Source organism: Rhizobium sp. BK312 (assembly GCF_014193605.1).
In the GTDB taxonomy this organism is placed as follows: domain Bacteria; phylum Pseudomonadota; class Alphaproteobacteria; order Rhizobiales; family Rhizobiaceae; genus Rhizobium.
On the sequence record NZ_JACHZP010000008.1, the window covers coordinates 305,245 to 323,305 of the forward strand.

20 protein-coding genes are annotated in these 18,061 nt (G+C 59.9%); 17 read left to right on the top strand and 3 right to left on the bottom strand.

Features of this window, described 5'->3' with window-relative positions; translation table 11 throughout:
• The first annotated feature begins 121 nt into the window (after nt 1–121).
• The 7 genes from mprF to FHT85_RS22965 all read left to right on the top strand — a co-directional run bounded on the left by mprF (nt 122) and on the right by FHT85_RS22965 (nt 8,366).
• Nucleotides 122–2,731: a bifunctional lysylphosphatidylglycerol flippase/synthetase MprF gene (gene mprF / locus FHT85_RS22935; RefSeq protein ID WP_112335072.1), complete on the top strand. Its 2,610-nt coding sequence runs from the start codon at nt 122–124 to the stop codon at nt 2,729–2,731.
• Nucleotides 2,728–4,125: a virulence factor gene (locus FHT85_RS22940; protein ID WP_112399329.1), complete on the top strand. Its 1,398-nt coding sequence runs from the start codon at nt 2,728–2,730 to the stop codon at nt 4,123–4,125. The genes mprF and FHT85_RS22940 overlap by 4 nt, the downstream gene beginning before the upstream one ends.
• Before the next feature lie 195 nt (nt 4,126–4,320).
• The gene (locus FHT85_RS22945; RefSeq protein WP_183774346.1) at nt 4,321–4,995 is read left to right on the top strand and encodes an HAD family hydrolase; all 675 of its coding nucleotides are present in this window, start codon (nt 4,321–4,323) and stop codon (nt 4,993–4,995) included.
• A 105-nt stretch (nt 4,996–5,100) separates the two neighbouring features.
• Nucleotides 5,101–5,688 carry a 5-formyltetrahydrofolate cyclo-ligase gene (locus tag FHT85_RS22950; RefSeq protein WP_112410003.1) on the top strand — a complete coding sequence of 196 codons (588 nt, stop codon included), beginning with the start codon at nt 5,101–5,103 and terminating at the stop codon, nt 5,686–5,688.
• Nucleotides 5,689–5,691: 3 nt separating this feature from the next.
• Nucleotides 5,692–6,516 (top strand): YmdB family metallophosphoesterase, encoded by an 825-nt coding sequence (locus FHT85_RS22955; RefSeq protein WP_112335069.1) that lies wholly within the window; start codon nt 5,692–5,694, stop codon nt 6,514–6,516.
• Nucleotides 6,517–6,641: 125 nt separating this feature from the next.
• Complete coding sequence (locus tag FHT85_RS22960; RefSeq protein WP_112410002.1) at nt 6,642–7,484, top strand: MBL fold metallo-hydrolase; 843 nt, start codon at nt 6,642–6,644, stop codon at nt 7,482–7,484.
• A gap of 135 nt (nt 7,485–7,619) precedes the next feature.
• Nucleotides 7,620–8,366 (top strand): YebC/PmpR family DNA-binding transcriptional regulator, encoded by a 747-nt coding sequence (locus FHT85_RS22965; RefSeq protein WP_112410001.1) that lies wholly within the window; start codon nt 7,620–7,622, stop codon nt 8,364–8,366.
• A 54-nt stretch (nt 8,367–8,420) separates the two neighbouring features.
• Here the strand turns inward: FHT85_RS22965 and FHT85_RS22970 are convergent, their stop codons facing one another.
• Nucleotides 8,421–9,224: an anti-sigma factor family protein gene (locus tag FHT85_RS22970; RefSeq protein WP_112335066.1), complete on the bottom strand. Its 804-nt coding sequence runs from the start codon at nt 9,222–9,224 to the stop codon at nt 8,421–8,423.
• Nucleotides 9,221–9,991, bottom strand: a complete 771-nt coding sequence (locus FHT85_RS22975; protein WP_246780060.1) for a sigma-70 family RNA polymerase sigma factor — start codon at nt 9,989–9,991, stop codon at nt 9,221–9,223. Before FHT85_RS22975 ends, FHT85_RS22970 begins: the two co-directional genes overlap by 4 nt.
• A gap of 325 nt (nt 9,992–10,316) precedes the next feature.
• On the opposite strand from FHT85_RS22975, the gene FHT85_RS22980 reads away from it, so the two are divergent.
• The 3 genes from FHT85_RS22980 to FHT85_RS22990 all read left to right on the top strand — a co-directional run bounded on the left by FHT85_RS22980 (nt 10,317) and on the right by FHT85_RS22990 (nt 12,300).
• On the top strand, nt 10,317–11,291 hold the full coding sequence (locus FHT85_RS22980; RefSeq protein ID WP_112409999.1) for an MBL fold metallo-hydrolase: 975 nt from the start codon (nt 10,317–10,319) through the stop codon (nt 11,289–11,291).
• Nucleotides 11,292–11,316: 25 nt separating this feature from the next.
• Entirely contained in the window at nt 11,317–11,778 is a 462-nt protein-coding gene (locus FHT85_RS22985) for a tetratricopeptide repeat protein (protein ID WP_112409998.1), read from the top strand.
• A 105-nt stretch (nt 11,779–11,883) separates the two neighbouring features.
• Complete coding sequence (locus tag FHT85_RS22990) at nt 11,884–12,300, top strand: DoxX family protein (protein ID WP_112409997.1); 417 nt, start codon at nt 11,884–11,886, stop codon at nt 12,298–12,300.
• A 91-nt stretch (nt 12,301–12,391) separates the two neighbouring features.
• On the opposite strand, the gene FHT85_RS22995 is transcribed toward FHT85_RS22990, so the two are convergent.
• Nucleotides 12,392–13,390 carry an LLM class flavin-dependent oxidoreductase gene (locus FHT85_RS22995; protein WP_112409996.1) on the bottom strand — a complete coding sequence of 333 codons (999 nt, stop codon included), beginning with the start codon at nt 13,388–13,390 and terminating at the stop codon, nt 12,392–12,394.
• Nucleotides 13,391–13,579: 189 nt separating this feature from the next.
• Here FHT85_RS22995 and ruvC point away from each other — a divergent pair, with 189 nt between their 5' ends.
• The 7 genes from ruvC to FHT85_RS23030 all read left to right on the top strand — a co-directional run bounded on the left by ruvC (nt 13,580) and on the right by FHT85_RS23030 (nt 18,060).
• A complete protein-coding gene (gene ruvC / locus FHT85_RS23000) occupies nt 13,580–14,092 on the top strand; it encodes a crossover junction endodeoxyribonuclease RuvC (protein WP_112409995.1) in 513 nt (170 codons plus the stop codon).
• A gap of 60 nt (nt 14,093–14,152) precedes the next feature.
• Complete coding sequence (locus FHT85_RS23005; RefSeq protein WP_112335060.1) at nt 14,153–14,404, top strand: AbrB/MazE/SpoVT family DNA-binding domain-containing protein; 252 nt, start codon at nt 14,153–14,155, stop codon at nt 14,402–14,404.
• A 2-nt stretch (nt 14,405–14,406) separates the two neighbouring features.
• On the top strand, nt 14,407–14,820 hold the full coding sequence (locus tag FHT85_RS23010) for a type II toxin-antitoxin system VapC family toxin (protein WP_112335059.1): 414 nt from the start codon (nt 14,407–14,409) through the stop codon (nt 14,818–14,820).
• Between the two features lie 12 nt (nt 14,821–14,832).
• A complete protein-coding gene (gene ruvA, locus FHT85_RS23015) occupies nt 14,833–15,447 on the top strand; it encodes a Holliday junction branch migration protein RuvA (protein WP_112409994.1) in 615 nt (204 codons plus the stop codon).
• 153 nt (nt 15,448–15,600) lie between these two features.
• A complete protein-coding gene (gene ruvB / locus FHT85_RS23020) occupies nt 15,601–16,641 on the top strand; it encodes a Holliday junction branch migration DNA helicase RuvB (protein WP_112335057.1) in 1,041 nt (346 codons plus the stop codon).
• A complete protein-coding gene (locus tag FHT85_RS23025; protein ID WP_183774340.1) occupies nt 16,642–17,544 on the top strand; it encodes a metallophosphoesterase in 903 nt (300 codons plus the stop codon).
• Between the two features lie 6 nt (nt 17,545–17,550).
• Entirely contained in the window at nt 17,551–18,060 is a 510-nt protein-coding gene (locus FHT85_RS23030; RefSeq protein WP_181476129.1) for an NUDIX hydrolase, read from the top strand.
• Nucleotide 18,061 lies beyond the last annotated feature (1 nt).

Sequence of the window (18,061 nt, forward strand, 5' to 3'; positions counted from 1 at the left end):
GAGCGCGCGTCACAACGGGCTTGTCGAAAGAAGTGTATACGGCAACTCGAAGACGCGTCGTCGATGTTACTGAATATCCGGACAGTCGGAACCGGCGAAGATCACTATAAACAGGTAGAGCATGTCGAGCCCAATCGATCTGGAAAATGCCGATGAGGAATTGGAAGAGCGTGGCGGCATCGTCGGTCTGTTGAACCGCTATCGCGCGCTGATTGTCGCCGTTCTTACAGTCGCCGTCTTCTGCATCGCCGCCTATGCGATCTACGACCTGACGACCGAGGTGCGCTATGATGACGTCGTCCATGCCCTGACGACGACGAAGATCTCCTCGGTGCTGCTGGCGCTGCTGTTTACTGGCCTGAGTTTCGCCTCCCTGATCTTCTATGACCAGAATGCGCTCGAATATATCGGCAAGCGGCTGCCGTTTCCGCATGTCGCGCTGACCTCCTTCAGCGCCTATGCGGTCGGCAACACGGCTGGTTTCGGCGCGCTCAGCGCCGGTGCGATCCGCTACCGCGCCTATACCCGGCTGGGGCTGTCGCCTGACGACATCACCCGCATCATCGCCTTCGTCACGCTCGCCTTCGGTCTCGGCCTGGCGTCTGTCGGCGCCATGGCGCTTCTGGTCATCGCCGACGAGATCGGTCCGCTGATCAGCGTCGATGGCTTGTGGCTGCGGCTGATCGCTATCGCCATTCTCGCGGCGCTTGCTTTCGTAGTCTATGCCGGCCGCAATGGCCGCGAAGTGCGTATCGGCCCGGTTGCCGTGCGTCTGCCGGATTCGCGCACCTGGTCACGGCAGTTTCTGGTCACTGCATTCGATATCGCAGCCTCGGCCTCCGTGCTCTATGTGCTGTTGCCGGAAACCTCCATCGGATGGCCGGGCTTCTTCGCAATTTACGCGATCGCCGTCGGGCTTGGCGTGCTCAGCCACGTTCCGGCCGGCTTCGGCGTGTTCGAGACGATCATCATCGCCTGGCTCGGCAGTTCCGTGAATGAAGATGCCGTTCTGAGCTCTCTGGTCCTCTATCGCGTCATCTACAACGTCATTCCGCTCGTCATCGCCATTGCCGCGATCTCGGTCGCGGAGCTGCGCCGTTTCGTCGATCACCCGGTGGCTTCGAGCATGCGCCGCATCGGCGCGCGCCTGATGCCGCAGCTACTGTCGGCCTTTGCGCTGCTGCTGGGCATGATGCTGGTCTTTTCGAGCGTGACGCCGACGCCAGATCATAACCTGATCGTGCTATCGGACTATCTGCCGCTGTCCTTGGTCGAAAGCGCCCATTTCCTCTCAAGCCTTCTGGGGCTGGCGATCATCGTGGCCGCCCGTGGCCTCAGCCAGCGTCTCGACGGGGCCTGGTGGGTTTCAACCTTCTCCGCGCTGTTCGCCCTGTTCTTTTCGCTGTTGAAGGCCATCGCCATCGTTGAAGCCGGTCTGCTGGCCTTCTTCGTCTTTAGCCTTGTCGTCAGCCGTCGCCTGTTCAAGCGACCGGCTTCGCTGCTTAACCAGACGCTGACGGCGGGCTGGCTCACCGCCATTGCGGTCGTCTGCATCGGCGCCATCGTCGTGCTGTTCTTCGTCTATCGCGATGTCGGATACAGCAACGAGCTTTGGTGGCAGTTCGAATTTGCCGATGAGGCGCCGCGCGGGCTTCGTGCAGCGCTCGGCATTTCCATCGTGTCCTCGGCGATCGCGATCTTCAGCCTGTTGCGTCCGGCAACGAAGCGGCCGGAGCCCGTCAGCGACGATGCGGTGGCGCGCGCCGTGGAAATCGTGCGCAAGCAGGGCGTTGCCGACGCCAATCTGGTACGCATGGGCGACAAGAGCATCATGTTCTCGGAAAAAGGCGATGCCTTCATCATGTATGGCAAGCAGGGTCGCTCATGGATCGCCCTGTTCGATCCGGTCGGCCCGCGCCAGGCGCTGCCCGATCTGATTTGGCGCTTCGTCGAGACGGCGCGCGCTGCCGGTTGCCGCTCGGTCTTCTACCAGATCTCGCCGGCGCTTCTCTCCTACTGCGCCGATGCAGGCCTGCGGGCGTTCAAGCTCGGCGAGCTTGCCGTGGTCAATCTTGCCAATTTCGAGCTCAAGGGCGGCAAATGGGCCAATCTCAGGCAGACGGCGAGCCGCGCGGTGCGCGATGGACTAGAATTTGCCGTTATCGAACCTCAAGATATACCCGATGTGCTGGATCAGCTCGCGCATGTCTCCGATACATGGCTTGCCGATCACAATGCCAAGGAAAAGAGTTTCTCGCTCGGCGCGTTCGATCCGGATTATGTGTGCTCACAGCCGGTCGGCGTGTTGAAAAAGGATGGTAAGATCGTCGCTTTTGCGAATATTCTGATGACGGAGACCAAGGAGGAGGGATCCGTCGATCTGATGCGTTTTTCCCCTGATGCCCCGAAGGGTTCGATGGATTTTCTGTTCGTGCAGATCCTCGAATACCTCAAGGGTGAGGGATTTCAGCGTTTCAACCTTGGCATGGCGCCGCTGTCGGGCATGTCGAGACGGGAATCGGCGCCGGTTTGGGACAGGGTCGGGGGAACTGTCTTCGAGCACGGCGAGCGCTTCTACAATTTCAAAGGGCTTCGTGCCTTCAAATCAAAATTCCATCCCGAATGGCAGCCGCGCTACCTGGCTGTTTCGGGAGGGGTTAGTCCAATGATCGCGTTGATGGATGCCACATTCCTCATCGGGGGCGGACTTAAGGGGGTCGTGAGGAAATGATCTTGAAATACGCAATGTCATTGGCTTTCGCATGCGTGCTGTCGACGGGCCTGCTGATGTCGGGCCAAGCACGGGCTGAAGCCGACGATACAAAATATGATCTGGGCATGATCCCGGCGCCGCACATCATGCGACCGCACGGCAAGGTTTCGAACGAAGTTGTCCTAATTTCCGATCTCGCCGGCTGGGGCGACAAGGAGAAGGCTGTTGCCGACAAGCTCGTCGCCAATGGCTCACTCGTCATCGGCATCGACTATCCGTCCTTTCTGGCCGCGCTCAACAATTATGACGTCAGCAAGAATGACGGCTGCATCTATATCGTCTCGGATCTGGAATCGCTCAGCCAGCAGGTGCAGCGCTCCTTTGCCGACAGCACCTATCAATTGCCTGTTATCGCCGGTGTCGGCGCCGGTGGCGCCATGGCGCTGACGATCGCGGCCCAGACCCCGGATGCGACCGTTGCCGGTACGCTGGCGGTCGACCCGACTGCCGGTATCGGCCTGAAGCAGGAACTCTGCACGCCGGCCGAGAAGAAGACTGACGGCGATATGGTGTCCTTCGGTCTGCAGGAAGGCGCGCTGCCCAATCCTATTCTCGTGACCTTCACGGCGAATGCGCCGAAGGATGGCCGCGACCACGTTGCAGACATCCAGAAGGACCATCCCGAAGTCCAGACCACGGATTCCGACAATGCCGATACCTATGCAACGCTGGAGGCTTCGCTCGCCGATCTGATGAAGACGATCGACAGCTCGAAATCGCCGCTTGGATTGCCCCTTGATATCATGGAGACGACGCCGACTGAAGACACGCTCGCCATCGTCTATTCGGGCGATGGCGGTTGGCGCGACATCGACAAGGAAGTCGGCAGCTACCTGCAGGATCAGGGGATCCCGGTCGTGGGCGTCGATACCCTGCATTATTTCTGGACGGAGAAGGATCCGCAGCAGACGGCCAACGACCTCGGCCGGATCATCGACTTCTACACCAAACGCTTCAAGGTCAAGCATGTGGTACTGGTCGGCTATTCCTTTGGTGCCGATGTGCTGCCGGCGAGCTACAATCGCCTGCCTCAGGCCGAAAAGGACAAGATCGTCCAGATGTCGCTGCTATCCCTGTCGCAGAAGGTCGACTATGTGATTTCGGTCATGGGCTGGCTCGGGGCTTCGAGCGCGGGCAAGGGCGGCGATCCCGTCAACGATCTCAAATCGATCAATCCGAAGATGGTGCAATGCGTCTACGGCAAGGATGATGACGAGGATGTCGCCTGCCCGCTGCTGAAGGGCACGGGTGCGGAAGTCATCGCGATGGATGGCGGCCACCATTTCGATGATGATTACGAAGCTCTGGCGAACCACATCATCAATGGACTAAAGAGCCGCCTCGGCGAATAATGGTCATGGCGCGCGGCGTGTCTTGCTGTCGCGCGCCCTTTCTCGCCTTTCTCCACGGTCTCCTGCCGACTTTTCCTGCGCGTTCGGCGCAGCATTTATTTGCTTCTTTCGACGGCTGCCGTTAGTCGGGAAGGGCATATCATGAGCGCTGCGTCTGCCGCAGCCGCTTATTGTCTTATCCAGAAAGGTTCGCCCTTGTCCGCCGCATCGAATTCCACCTTCACAAAGACCTATTCCGGCTTCCTGTTCGACATGGACGGCACGATCATCAATTCGATTGCTGCTGCAGAACGTGTCTGGGGTAATTGGGCACGCGCTCAGGGTCTTGATGTCGAGAAGTTCATGCCGACTATGCATGGCAAGCGCGGGGTTGATACGATCGGTCAGTTGAATCTGCCTGGCGTCGATCCGGTCGCGGAAGCGCTGAAGATCACCGAGGCCGAGATTGCCGATGTCGAGGGTGTCGTCGCGCTGCCGGGTGCCGTCGATTTCCTCGCGTCTTTGCCGCCAGAGCGCTGGGCGATCGTTACCTCGTCGCCCTATCGGCTGGCGCTGGCGCGGCTGGATGCCGCCGGGATCCCCGTTCCGCGCTTCATGGTCACCGCCGAAGACGTGAAGGTCGGTAAGCCCGATCCGCAAGGTTACATCCTCGGGGCGCAGCGCCTCGGCCTCAGCCCGTCGGAATGCCTGGTGTTTGAAGACGTCTTGGCCGGTGTCAAGGCGGGCGAGGCGGCTGGTGCGGATGTAGTGGTCATCACGGCGACGCACTCGCATCCGATCGAGACCGATCATACGACGCTGCAGAATTATGAAAATGTTCGCGCCCATGTGGATGGCAACGGAAAATTGTCGATCATCCGCAAAGGCTGATGCAGCCCACTCCTTTCTGCGACCACGGCATGTCGCTTTCGCGCTTTGCAATGGGCTGCCGGCTCATTATGTTTTTGCGATAATATAAACTTTCGCGAAGATCCAATGACTCCCAAAGAGCTGAAAGCCCGATATCGCAACGAGCGCCTGGCGGCACGGGACGCCATTCCGGCAGAAGATCGTATTGAAAAGGGCCTGGCCATGGTGGTGCATGGTGGCGACGCCATCGATATCAGGCCGGGAGCTATCGTCTCCGGCTTCCTACCGATCCGTTCGGAAGTGGATATAAGGCCATTGATGGCGCGTCTGCGGGAGCGTGGGGCGCGGCTCTGTGTGCCTGTTATTCTTGATCGCAGCACGATCGTCTTCCGGGAGCTCGTTCCCGGGGTGCCATTGGTTCCGGTTGGATTCGGGACTTCCGGTCCGGGACCTGAAGCGGCAGTGCTGGACCCGGATATCATGCTCGTGCCGCTTTCGGCCTTCGATAAGAGCGGCCATCGCATCGGCTATGGCGCCGGTCATTACGACCGTGCGATCGAACGCCTGCATCAAAAAGGGTTGAATCCGCGGCTGATCGGCATTGCATTCGATTGCCAAGAAGTGCCATCAGTACCCGCAGAGCCGCATGATGTCCGTCTTGACGCGATTTTGACCGAGAGCGGACTCAATTTCGTTTCGGAAGTGATTGGATAGCGAATGCGGCTGCTTTTTCTGGGAGATATGGTCGGCAAGACGGGACGGACCGCGGTGTGGGACCGCCTGCCGGGCCTCGTATCCGACCTGAAGCTCGATTTCGTCATCGTCAATGGCGAGAATGCTGCCGGCGGCTTTGGCATCACCGAGGATATCTTCCTTGAAACGATCAATGCCGGCGCTGACGTCGTGACGACGGGCAACCATGTCTGGGACCAGAAGGAAGCCGTCGTCTTTTGCGAGCGCCACGACCAGTTTCTGCGCCCTGCCAACTATCCGGCCGGCACGCCCGGCCGCGGTTCCGGCCTCTACTATGCCCGCAACGGCGCCCGCGTGCTCGTTGCCAACATCATGGGTCGCGTCTTCATGCATCCGGAGCTCGACGATCCCTTCAAGTCGGCAGAAGCCATCCTCGATGCATGCCCGCTGAAAGAGCAGGCGGATGCCATCGTCTTCGACTTCCATGCGGAGGCGACGAGCGAAAAGCAGTGTTTCGGTCACTTCGTCGATGGCCGCGCGAGCTTCGTCATTGGCACGCATACGCATGTGCCGACTGCGGATGCACAGATCCTGAATGGTGGCACCGCCTATATGTCGGATGCTGGCATGTGCGGCGATTACGATTCCTCGCTCGGCATGGAAAAGGAAGAGCCGCTCAACCGCTTCATCTCGAAGATGCCGAAGGGGCGTTTCGAGGCGGCTTCGGGGCCAGCCACCATCTGCGGCGTTGGCGTCGAGATTTCCGACGCGACGGGATTGGCGGAAAAGATCGCCCCGCTCCGGCTTGGCCCAAGGCTTGCGGAGACCATTCCGGACTTCTGGCGCTGATCGCTGCCCGGTAATTCAGCATCACCATATGATGACGCGATTGTGAGCAATTCTGTCTGATTGCCGCTGGACCCGTTTCCGGTCATGCCGCATCCTTCGGCCACTATCTGGCTTGAGGGGATGGCATGTTACAGCGATTTCCTGTCCTTGCCGCGTTTTTCCTGGCGATGATTTTTTGGTGGACCGCGGCTGACGCCCAGCAAAAGCCTTCTCGTCCGCAACCCAGCCAATGCCAGGCGATCGCGCAATCCCTGCCCAAGGCGACATTCGCCAGCTTTTCTCCTCCCGGTCCGACGCTCGCCAATGATCCGGTCAATGGTGATGTGAAGATCACCTTTCTTGGCCACGCCACGCTTTTCATCGAAACGCCTGGCGGCGTTTCCATCGCCACGGATTATAGCGGTGCCTATCTGCCGCCCTATACGCCCGAGGTCGTCACAATGAACAAGGCGCATCCGAGCCACTACACGCTGACGCCGGACCCGGCGATCAAATATGTGCTGCATGGATGGAGCGATGTGCCTGGAGAGCCGGCAAAGATCCGCATGACTGTGGGAGATACGCTGATCCGCAATGTGGTCACCGATATTCGCTCCTGGGGTGGCGGCATCGAAGCCAACGGCAATTCGATCTTCATCTTCGAGGTGGCGGGCCTTTGCATTGGACATCTGGGCCATTTGCATTTCGAGCTCACCGACCAGCAATATGCCGAGATCGGCCGTCTCGATGTCGTGATGGTGCCGGTCGACGGCGGTCTGACCATGGGGGCCGACAGCATGAGCCGCGTGGTGAAAAGGCTACGCTCGTCGCTGATCCTGCCCATGCATCGCTGGGGTCCGCCGATCGACCAGTTTCTTGCCCTGTTCGGCCCCGACTTCGATATTGCCTATGCACCGACGCCGAGCGTCACGGTGTCGGTGAAGACCTTGCCGCGCAAGCCGCTGATCTATGTGCTCAAGGGGCTGTGACCATCGCGATCACCTTTGAGACCTTCTCGATCGCGACCGCTCTTCATCCCCATTTTCCGGCTTTTTACTTGAATGAGGGTCGCTTCGCTCTTATAAGGCAGCCCATTCCCAACAAAAGACGTGAACAGGGGTGCCATGGCTGGCCATTCACAGTTTAAAAACATCATGCACCGCAAGGGTCGTCAGGACTCTGTGCGCTCGAAAATGTTCTCGAAGCTGGCGCGCGAAATTACGGTCGCTGCCAAATCGGGCCTGCCCGACCCGACCATGAACGCGAGCCTGCGTCTGGCGATCCAGAACGCCAAGGCCCAGTCGATGCCGAAGGACAATATCGACCGTGCCATCAAGAAGGCTTCCGGTGCCGATACCGAGAATTACGACGCAATCCGTTACGAGGGCTACGGTCCGGGCGGTACGGCGATCATCGTCGAAGCGCTGACCGACAACCGCAACCGCACGGCATCCAACGTTCGCTCGATCTTCACGAAGGCCGGCGGTGCGCTTGGCGAAACCGGTTCGGTGTCTTTCTCCTTCGATCACGTCGGCGAAATCACCTACAAGCCGACCGCCGGCGATGCCGACAAGGTCATGGAAGCGGCGATCGAGGCAGGCGCCGATGATGTCGAAAGCGATGAAGAGGGCCATGTGATCATCTGCGCCTTCGAATCCCTCGGCGAAGTCGCCAAGGCGCTCGAGGCGACGCTCGGCGAAGCCGAAACCGTGAAGGCGATCTGGCGCGCGCAGAACAACGTGCCGGTCGACGAAGAAAAGGCCCAGTCGCTGATGAAGCTCATCGAAAACCTTGAAGACGATGACGACGTTCAGAACGTCTATTCGAACTTCGAAGTTTCGGACGAAGTTATGGCCAAGCTCTCGGCCTGATCCCTTCTGATCATTCAGAAAAGCCGGCTGCAGCGATGCGGCCGGCTTTTTGCGTTATGGGGCTGTCGCGCGGATAAAATCATCGCGGAAGGTGGTGAGATCCGGTGCGGCGACATCGGAGACAGCCCAAAAGACCAGCCCGTCGGCATGCCATTCGACGAAATTATAGCCCTCCTTCTCGGCATTGGTTTTGGCTCCCGCAGCGCCCGGCCAGATGAAGAGATTGATGACATGACCATGCCGGCGATAGATCAGCGCCGCCACCACCCGACCATCGAGATAATCCACCCTGCCGCCGACGAGAGGGAAGCCCTGTGCTGCCAGATCGACTACGGGCGGGGAGAAATCGATCTTGCCGTTGAACCATGGTTTGACCGTGTGCTGGTCTGATGTCAGCACGTCGGTCAGATGGTCGGCGAGCATCGAGCGCACATGGCTTGCGAGAAGCTGATCCTCGATCGTCTGGCTCTGCTGCGGCACGTTCAGTACCAGCATGAGGCTTGCCGCAAGGACGGCAAGCGACGGCACGAAACTCCATTCGCGGACCAATCGCCACACGTGCTGCCACGGGCTCTCCGTTTGGCTCGCGGCCGTGGTTGCGCGCCTCATCATGGATTGCTCCAGCGTCAGTGCCGCCTGCACGCGGGCATGAACGGTATCAGGCGCCTGCCATTTGACGCCCTCGCGTGCGGAAAGACGCTTGACCATCAGAGCATTCTCCATCTCGCCGGCGCAGTCCCGGCAAGTCGCCAGATGCGCCTCGAAACGCGCCGCGTTGGTTGCGTCCAGTTCGCCGTCGATGAAGCCGTGCAGCAGATCGTTCCATTCACCGTGACCATCGTGTCCCCCGCCGCTCATCGTGCCGTCCCTTTTCCTTCGAGGCTGCGCCAGATTTCGCCAAAATCACGGCGGGCGCGGGCGAGGCGCGACATGACGGTGCCGATCGGCGCATCGATGATCTCCGCGATTTCCTTGTAGGAGAGATCCTCGAGTTCGCGCAGGACCAGGACCTCGCGCATGGCATCGGGCAACTGGTTGATGACTTCGCGCACCCGTTGCGTTTCCGATTTGCGGATGAAGGCTGCTTCTGGCGTATCCTCCTCGGAGGCGGGATCAGGGGAGGGCGAGCTTTCCTCCGAATCCCGTTCGTCCGTCATCGGCTGCTCATAGCGAGTCTTGCGCCGCCCCTCCTGCAGCCAGGCGTGATAGCAGTTGCGGACGATGGTGAAGGTCCAGGCGCGGGCATCGCCATCGCGAAAGCCGCCAAAGCCACGATAGGCGCGAAGATATGCCTCCTGCACGATATCCTGCGCGGCATCGGCATCGCGACTCAGGAACCGCGCGAAATTATAGGCGGCGTCCAGATGCGGGATGATGGTGCGCTGAAAGCGGCGCATAGTCTCGTCGGGGGAGGCGGTCGCACGCTGTGCAGGCATTTCATGCGACGATGAGTCTGCCGTAGTCGTGAGGACAATGTGCCCGCTCGGCTTCAGTGCCGCAAGGAAAGCGCGCAGGCAGTTTGGAAACCAACCCGACCTGCCAACCGCGGCGTCTTGCGATGGGCGCAAGCCCCATATCGGGAACTCGCCGAGCGTCATCGAAGTCATAAATTGGGCGTCTGTCATCATGATCCCCGCAAAACGCCGATACCGACTGTAAGCCTCGGATACGGTGCTTGCAATGTTGCCTGCGATACTAGATCGCGCCCGCGCGGATTTTATTCCCGATCGAAAGCAAAAATCGCAGATGCCGAATGCGGAGGCCCGCCATTCTGCCGCTCCAATCCAGTCTCATGAAAAATAACCTCATACATTTCAACGGTTTGCGAGAATTTTTCGCGCGATTGGGAATAAGCGCTCATTGCCATCGATCTTCTTCCTCAGTGGACGGCCGCGATTGCTTGCGACCTCCGCCCGGCCCGAAAAGCCATAACCCTGAGGAGATATTGCGATGTTTGATATGACCCGCCGCGCCGTGCTCGGCACGGCCGCAGCTGCGGCAGCCTTCGGGCTGTCGTCGAAGCTCGAATTCATTCCGCAAGCTTTTGCCGCCACGCAGCTGGAGCCGACGGTCGGCTTCTATAAATACAAAGTCGGTTCGATCGAGGTCACGGCCATCTATGACGGCATCTGGCGCAAGCCGCACGATCCGGCCTTCATCAAGAATGCTTCCGTCGAAGACACCAAGGAAGCACTCTCAAAGGCCGGCCTGACAACGGACTTCATGCCGATTCCGCTGACCGTCGTCGTTCTCGATATCGGCGGGCGCAAGATCATGATGGATGCCGGCTCCGGTGTCGGCCAATGGCAGACCAATGCCACGCATCTGCCGGCCAACATGGCTGCCGCCGGCATCGACTATAAGAAGATCGACACGATCATGATCTCGCATTTCCATCCCGACCACGTCTGGGGCCTGATGGAAAAGGGAACGAACGCGGCCGTCTTCCCGAATGCCGAGCTGATCGTCAACGCGGCCGAATACAAGTGGTGGACCGATCCCGGCCGCGTCGACAAGCTGGCGGAGGGCCGCAAGGAAGCCGGCCGGCGCATCGCCTCCGTCTTCCCGACGTGGAAGAACTGGAAGCTGGTCGAGGACAATGCCGAAGTAGCGCCCGGCGTGCACATGCTTGCCGCTTACGGCCATACGCCGGGCCACTCGGTCTTCCTCATCGATGGCGGCAGCGAGCAGCTGATGGTCTCGGCTGACATCATGTATGTGCCGGCACTGCTGGCGCCTCATCCCGAATGGGAAGGTGCCTACGACCAGGATGGCCCGATGGCCGTCGCCACCCGCCGCAGGCTGATCGATCGCGTCATTGCCGACAAGATCAGGATCTGCGGCTCGCATTTCCCATTCCCGGGCTCCGGCACCTTCGTCAAGGACGGCAATGCCTACGGATTCACCCCCACCATCCAGGCCTGAGCGGCCATAGAGAGGAGTAAATACCATGTTCAGACATGCCATTTTCGGGATCGCCGGCCTTTGCGCCGTCGCCATCCTGCCCGCCGCGACAGCAGGCGTCGCTTTCGCCGTCGACAATATGGAATCGACCGATGCGCCGGACCTGACCTCCGTGCGTACCAAGATCGATGCGAAGGACTATGCCGGCGCACTCGCCGAGCTTCGCGATATCGCCGAGGAGCACCAGCAGGCCGATGTCTACAATCTGATGGGCTTCACCCTGCGCAAGACCGGCGACTTCAAGACGTCGCTCACTTACTACACCAAGGCCCTGGAACTGCAGCCGGATCACAAGGGCGCGCATGAATATCTCGGCGAGCTCTATGTCGAAACCGACGATATGCCCAAGGCCCGCGAACAGCTGGCAGTGCTCACCAAGCTCTGCCCGGCGGGATGCGAGGAGCTTGAGGACCTGACCAAGGCAATCGCCGCTAAGGGGACCAACTAAAGTCCGGCCGCAATCGATCCGGCGGCATTTCACTCGGTCATGTCGAGGGGATGCCGCCGGACAGGATCGGAAGCCGCACGAATATCGACAGGAAGGAGAAAGGCCATGGAATTCGAAGAGGAGAGTGCCGTTCTTGTGAATATGGCCGACATGGCATTGCTGTTCGGCCGCCTGCTGCTATCACTGCTCTTTCTGGAAGAAGGCATCGAACTTGCCAGCAATCTCGACACCGCATTGGAGGCCATGGCGAGGCTTGGTGTCACTGCCCCCATCGCCATTGCCACCATCGTGCTGCAGCTTGGCGCCGGCCTCGCCATCGCGTTCGGGCTTATGACGCGCCTTGCGGCATTTGGCCTTGGCCTATTCTGTGTGCTGACGGCGCTACTTTTTCACACCAACTTCGCCAGCCATAATGAGTTGCTGCATTTCGAAAAGGACCTGGCGATCGCGGGCGGCATGTTCGCGCTGATCGTCGCCGGCGCCGGCAAGCTGTCGCTCGACATGCTCATCCGGCGTCATTAGAAGACGAGGCTCGTGGCTTGAGCCCGCCGATCGCCCGGTGAGCCGTATATGCTGGATCGGCTCACCGGATTAGACCGTTCGCTTTCGAAGATCAGGAGACCTTCTTGAAGCTTGGAAGCGTCGCGAAGAGTTCCACCGACTTCAGGCGTGCCTCGATATCGTGAATCGGCATCGATATGATGACTTCATCGGCTTCCGTATCCTTGATGAATTGCGAAAGCTTCGCCTCCGCCGTTGCCGGCGAGCCGACCACGGCATAGCGCAGCGTATTTTCCACGTTCAGTTTTTCCATTGGCGTCCAGAAATCGTCCATGTCACGGCGCGGGCGGGGGAAGGGGCCGCGCACGTTGCGGCGGAGATTGACGAATTGCTGCTGCGCGGAGGTGAAGTGATACTGCGCTTCCTCGTCCGTCTCCGCCACTGCTCCCATGGCGCCGACCATGACATAGGGCTTGTCGAGCGCGGCCGAAGGCGTGAAACGCTCGCGATAGATGGCGATGGCATCCATCAAGGCTTCCGGGGCGAAATGCGAAGCGAAAGCATAGGGCAAGCCCAGCATAGCGGCGAGGTGGGCGCTGTAGAGGCTGGAGCCGAGCAGCCAGATAGGGATATTGGCGCCATGGCCGGGAACGGCGAGGATGATCTGATTGTCGTCCGCGGGGCTGAAGAGGTGCTGCAGTTCGACGATATCCTGAGGAAAGCTCTGCGCGCCGGCATCTATATTGCGCCGCAGGGCCTGCGCCGTGCGCATGTCGGTGCCCGGGGCGCGGCCGAGGCCGAGATCGACGCGGCCGGGAAACAGCGCTTCCAGCGTGCCGAATTGCTCGGCAATGACCAGCGGCGAGTGGTTCGGCAGCATGACGCCGCCCGAGCCGATGCGGATGCGGGAGGTTGCCGCACCGACATGGCCGATGACGACCGACGTCGCGGCGCTGGCAACACCCGGCATGCCGTGATGCTCGGCGAGCCAGAATCGGTTATAGCCCAGCTCTTCCGCCTTCTGCGCCATGCGCTTCGAGCCGTCGAAGGATTGGCTGATGGTGCTGCCTTCGGCAACGGGCGAAAGATCGAGGATGGAAAAGGGGACCATGGCAAGAAACCTGCGTGGTGGAAGGGAGGGTCGCTTGCACATGTAGGAGCGCTGTCCGCCTATTCCAAACCCATCGCCGCAATTTCGTCACGATGTTTTCAGCGCGGCTTTGGCGATCCAATCAGACCCTTGTTTTTGTTTTGTTCACATTTTGCTGGCACATGTCGAGCCTGAAAGATAGGTTAGCTTATGCAGAATACGATTCGCATCATCGGCATCGATCCGGGCCTGCGCCGCACCGGCTGGGGTATCATCGATATGCTTGGCAATTCCCTGCGCTTCGTGGCGTCGGGGACCGTGACCTCGGACGGCGACATGGATCTCGCGTCCCGTCTCTGCCAGCTGCATGACGGACTTGCCGAGGTCGTTCACAGCTATCAGCCCAATGAGGCTGCCGTCGAACAGACCTTCGTCAACAAGGATGCGGTGGCAACCTTGAAGCTCGGTCAGGCGCGCGGCGTCGTCATGCTGGTTCCGGCGCGCGCTGGCCTGCCTGTCTCGGAATATGCGCCGAATGCGGTCAAAAAGGCCGTCATCGGCGTCGGCCACGGCGAGAAGCAGCAGATTCACATGATGCTGAAGATCCTGATGCCCAAGGTCGAGTTCAAGGGCAATGACGCGGCCGATGCGCTCGCTATCGCCGTCTGTCACGCTCATAACCGCGGCGCCAGCCGGCTGCGGCAGGCAGCGCTGGCCGGATAGTTTGTTCTTGACTTGTTCTCATGGTAATGATAATTCTTACTTTAAGTTTGGAGAGTAAGAATGCGTGTGACATCCAAAGGGCAGGTGACTATCCCCCGCGACTTGCGCGAGTTGGCTGGCATAGAGCTCAATAGCGAAGTCATATTTTCCGTCGAGGATGGAAAGCTGGTTGTTTCGCCCAAGAACGGTAAGCGGGACATCGAGGATCGGCAGCGGCTCGATCGGTTTATGGCTACCCTCAAGCGGTTGGAAGGCACCGGCGATCAGGAGATCGATGCCGAAGCACTGATGTCGATGACTCGTGACCGGTAATCATGGTCACTATCGTCGATACGAATGTGTTGGTTGATTTGGCCATCCCTGGTTCAGTTTGGCATGGTTGGTCCAGCGCGCAGGTTCTTTCCGCTTTCAAGCGAGGAGCAGTCATTATCAACCCCATCATCTATGCGGAATTCTCGGTGCGATACAGCAGTATGGATCAAGTGGACGAACTGCTGCCGCAAAGCGAATTCCGCCGTGAAAGCCTGCCATGGTCAGCGGCATTTGCCGCAGCGGCGGCTTTCAGGGTTTATCGTCAGGCTGGCGGTGGGAGAGAACGCATTCTTCCTGATTTTATGATCGGCGCACACGCCGCGGTGCGTGGCTATTCCATATTAACACGAGATCCCAAGGGCTATCGCTCCTACTTTCCCTCGCTCGACCTCATCACCCCAGAAACCCATCCCTGACGGACATCATCCATGATCGGCAAGCTGAAAGGCACAATCGAAGAGATCGGCGAAGACTATGTGCTCGTGGATGTGCACGGCGTCTGCTACGTCGCCTATTGTTCGGCTCGGACGCTGTCGAAGCTCGGTTCGGTTGGCGAGGCCTGTATTCTTTTCATCGAGACCTATGTTCGTGAGGATCAGATCCGGCTTTTCGGCTTCATGACGGCGTTGGAGCGCGAATGGTTCAATATCGTGCAGACGGTTCAGGGCGTGGGCGCGAAGGTAGCGCTGGCGCTGCTATCGACGTTGACGCCGGCCGAGCTTGCCAATGCGATCGCCTTGCAGGATCGCGCCGCCGTCTCGCGAGCGCCGGGTGTCGGCCCCAAGGTCGCCATGCGCATCGTGACGGAACTGAAGAACAAGGCGCCGGCTTTTGCCGGCGACGCGGCCAATATCGCGCTCAAGCAGGAGCTGGGCGAAGGCGTTGCCGCAGCACCCGTGGCCGATGCCGTTTCGGCGCTGACCAATCTCGGCTACTCCCGCGATCAAGCAGCCAACGCCGTTGCGGCGGCGATAAAGGCGGCCGGCGAAGGTGCGGACAGTGCCAAGCTGATCCGGCTCGGTCTCAAGGAACTCGCGCGGTGAGGCTTTGCACCATCCGCAATCCTGACTATTGTCGCAAAGCTGAGAGAGCGGGCCTCGGCACTCCTTAGTCATAGAGTATTTTTGAGGCGGTGGATGTGATAACGCCTTCGGCGCAGAAGCCGCAAAACGCATACCGGGAATGGAACCTCTGACATGAGTGAAGCCGCACGTCTGATATCGCCGGAAAAGCGGGGCGAAGACATCGATGCGACGCTCAGGCCGCAATCGCTGGACGAGTTTACCGGCCAGGCGGAAGCGCGCGCCAATCTGAAGGTCTTCATCGAGGCGGCCAAGGGTCGTGGCGAGGCACTGGATCATGTACTGTTCGTCGGCCCCCCCGGCCTTGGCAAGACGACCCTGGCGCAGATCATGGCGAAGGAGCTCGGTGTCAACTTTCGCTCGACGTCCGGCCCGGTCATCGCCAAGGCGGGTGATCTTGCGGCGCTGCTCACCAATCTCGAAGAGCGGGACGTGCTCTTCATCGATGAAATCCATCGTCTCAATCCGGCTGTCGAGGAAATTCTCTATCCGGCCATGGAGGATTTCCAGCTTGATCTCATCATCGGCGAAGGCCCGGCGGCGCGTTCGGTGAAGATCGATCTCGCCAAGTTCACGCTGGTAGCGGCTACGACCCGCCTCGGCCTCCTGACGACGCCGCTGCGCGACCGTTTCGGCATTCCTGTGCGTCTGAGTTTCTACACGGTTGAAGAACTGGAGCTGATCGTCCGGCGTGGTGCTAGGTTGATGGGTCTTGGCATGACGGATGAGGGCGCGCGCGAGATCGCGCGTCGGGCGCGCGGTACGCCGCGCATTGCCGGCCGCCTGCTGCGGCGCGTGCGCGATTTCGCCGAAGTTGCGAAAGTCGAAGCGGTGACGCGCGAGATTGCCGACGAGGCACTGACACGGCTTCTCGTTGATAATGTCGGCTTCGATCAGCTCGACAAACGCTATCTGAACATGATCGCGGTCAATTTCGGCGGCGGGCCTGTCGGTATCGAGACTATCGCCGCTGGCCTTTCCGAGCCGCGCGATGCGATCGAGGATATTATCGAGCCCTATATGATCCAGCAGGGCTTCATTCAGCGTACGCCGCGCGGTCGTGTTTTGACCGCGATCGCCTGGAAACATCTCGGCATGCAGCCGCCCAAGGATCTGGAGGCCGCGCAGTTCGGGTTGTTCCGGGAGGACGATTGAATGCTTGGCCGTCGTGCCTTCCTGAAGCTTTTCGGCGGCAGCATATTCGGTTTGATGGCACTCGGGGGATATGCTCTCGGCTACGAGCCGGTCGTTCGGCTGAATGTTACCCGCTATGCGCTGACCCCACCAGGATGGACGCCTGGGCTGAAGCTCAGGGTGGTGGCACTTGCCGATTTCCATGCCTGTGAGCCGTGGATGAATGCCGAGCGCATCGCATCGATCTGTGCGCATGCCAATGAGCTTGGCGGCGACATCATCGTGCTGCTCGGCGATTATACGTCCGGAACCGATCTCATTACCAACCGTGTCGATCATCGCATCTGGGCGGCGGAATTGGCAAAGCTGAAGGCGCCGCTTGGCGTCCACGCCATTATCGGCAATCACGACTGGTGGCATGACGCGACGGCCCAGAGAACCGGTCGCGGCCCGACGTTCAGCCATCGGGCATTGGAAGCTGTCGGCATCGAAGTCTATTCCAACCGCGCGGCGCGCCTAGAGAAGAATGGACAAGGCTTCTGGCTTGCAGGCGTCGAGGATCAGCTGGCCCTGCGTCGCAGCATGCGCTGGAAGAGGCCTCTTACCAAGGGGCTTGACGATCTCGGCGGCACAATGGCGCAGATCGGCGACGACGCACCGGTCATCCTTATGGCCCATGAGCCCGATATTTTTCCTGCCGTTCCCCAGCGGGTGTCGCTCACTTTGTCGGGGCATATGCATGGCGGACAGGTGAGGATTTTCGGCTGGTCGCCCTATTCGCCCTCGCGTTATGGTGACCGGTATGTCTACGGTCATATCGTTGAGGAGTCGCGCCATATCATTGTGTCGGGCGGCCTCGGCTGCTCTATCGCGCCAGTACGCTTCGGCGTTCCGCCGGAGATCCTGGTGATCGACCTGGGATAGAGGATCATGCCGAAGCGCAAACTCATCAGATTGAATGCCGGCCGCACACGCTTCCAGATGCGCGTCGCAGGCCTTGGCTTTCGCGACGGCCATGTCCTGGTGCATCGCGCCGTGCACGAGCCTTTCTGGACTTTTCCCGGCGGTCGCGCGGAGATCGGCGAGACCTCGGAAGAGACATTGCGGCGGGAGATGATGGAGGAGATCGGCGTTAACGTTACGGTCGGGCGCCTGCTGTGGTCGGTCGAGAATTTCTTCCATTACGAGCAGCTCGACTGGCACGAGCTTGGCCTCTACTATCTGATGGATATTCCTGCCGACTTTCCCTTCGACCCCGCGAAGATCGTGCATCGAATCCAGGATGGCGACAACGATCTCGAGTTCAAATGGGTGCGAGCGACGCGCGAGGCGCTGGTTGCGCTCGATATCCCGCCCTATTTCATCGCCGAGGAAATCGAAAACCTGCCGCTGACGTCTCGCCATCTCGTCTGGCGGGATGGTGATCTCGACAAGGCTTAGG

What these genes read in the sequence shown, in the direction of transcription:
- FHT85_RS23030 (WP_181476129.1), top strand. Translation starts at nt 17,551, where the DNA reads ATGCCGAAGCGCAAACTCATCAGATTGAATGCCGGCCGCACACGCTTC.
- ruvA (WP_112409994.1), top strand. Translation starts at nt 14,833, where the DNA reads ATGATCGGCAAGCTGAAAGGCACAATCGAAGAGATCGGCGAAGACTAT.
- FHT85_RS22995 (WP_112409996.1), bottom strand. Translation starts at nt 13,390, where the DNA reads ATGGTCCCCTTTTCCATCCTCGATCTTTCGCCCGTTGCCGAAGGCAGC.
- FHT85_RS22985 (WP_112409998.1), top strand. Translation starts at nt 11,317, where the DNA reads ATGTTCAGACATGCCATTTTCGGGATCGCCGGCCTTTGCGCCGTCGCC.
- ruvC (WP_112409995.1), top strand. Translation starts at nt 13,580, where the DNA reads ATGCAGAATACGATTCGCATCATCGGCATCGATCCGGGCCTGCGCCGC.
- FHT85_RS22950 (WP_112410003.1), top strand. Translation starts at nt 5,101, where the DNA reads ATGACTCCCAAAGAGCTGAAAGCCCGATATCGCAACGAGCGCCTGGCG.
- ruvB (WP_112335057.1), top strand. Translation starts at nt 15,601, where the DNA reads ATGAGTGAAGCCGCACGTCTGATATCGCCGGAAAAGCGGGGCGAAGAC.
- FHT85_RS22940 (WP_112399329.1), top strand. Translation starts at nt 2,728, where the DNA reads ATGATCTTGAAATACGCAATGTCATTGGCTTTCGCATGCGTGCTGTCG.
- FHT85_RS22990 (WP_112409997.1), top strand. Translation starts at nt 11,884, where the DNA reads ATGGAATTCGAAGAGGAGAGTGCCGTTCTTGTGAATATGGCCGACATG.
- FHT85_RS22955 (WP_112335069.1), top strand. Translation starts at nt 5,692, where the DNA reads ATGCGGCTGCTTTTTCTGGGAGATATGGTCGGCAAGACGGGACGGACC.
- FHT85_RS22960 (WP_112410002.1), top strand. Translation starts at nt 6,642, where the DNA reads ATGTTACAGCGATTTCCTGTCCTTGCCGCGTTTTTCCTGGCGATGATT.
- FHT85_RS23010 (WP_112335059.1), top strand. Translation starts at nt 14,407, where the DNA reads ATGGTCACTATCGTCGATACGAATGTGTTGGTTGATTTGGCCATCCCT.
- FHT85_RS23025 (WP_183774340.1), top strand. Translation starts at nt 16,642, where the DNA reads ATGCTTGGCCGTCGTGCCTTCCTGAAGCTTTTCGGCGGCAGCATATTC.
- mprF (WP_112335072.1), top strand. Translation starts at nt 122, where the DNA reads ATGTCGAGCCCAATCGATCTGGAAAATGCCGATGAGGAATTGGAAGAG.
- FHT85_RS22970 (WP_112335066.1), bottom strand. Translation starts at nt 9,224, where the DNA reads ATGAGCGGCGGGGGACACGATGGTCACGGTGAATGGAACGATCTGCTG.
- FHT85_RS23005 (WP_112335060.1), top strand. Translation starts at nt 14,153, where the DNA reads ATGCGTGTGACATCCAAAGGGCAGGTGACTATCCCCCGCGACTTGCGC.
- FHT85_RS22965 (WP_112410001.1), top strand. Translation starts at nt 7,620, where the DNA reads ATGGCTGGCCATTCACAGTTTAAAAACATCATGCACCGCAAGGGTCGT.
- FHT85_RS22975 (WP_246780060.1), bottom strand. Translation starts at nt 9,991, where the DNA reads ATGACAGACGCCCAATTTATGACTTCGATGACGCTCGGCGAGTTCCCG.
- FHT85_RS22980 (WP_112409999.1), top strand. Translation starts at nt 10,317, where the DNA reads ATGTTTGATATGACCCGCCGCGCCGTGCTCGGCACGGCCGCAGCTGCG.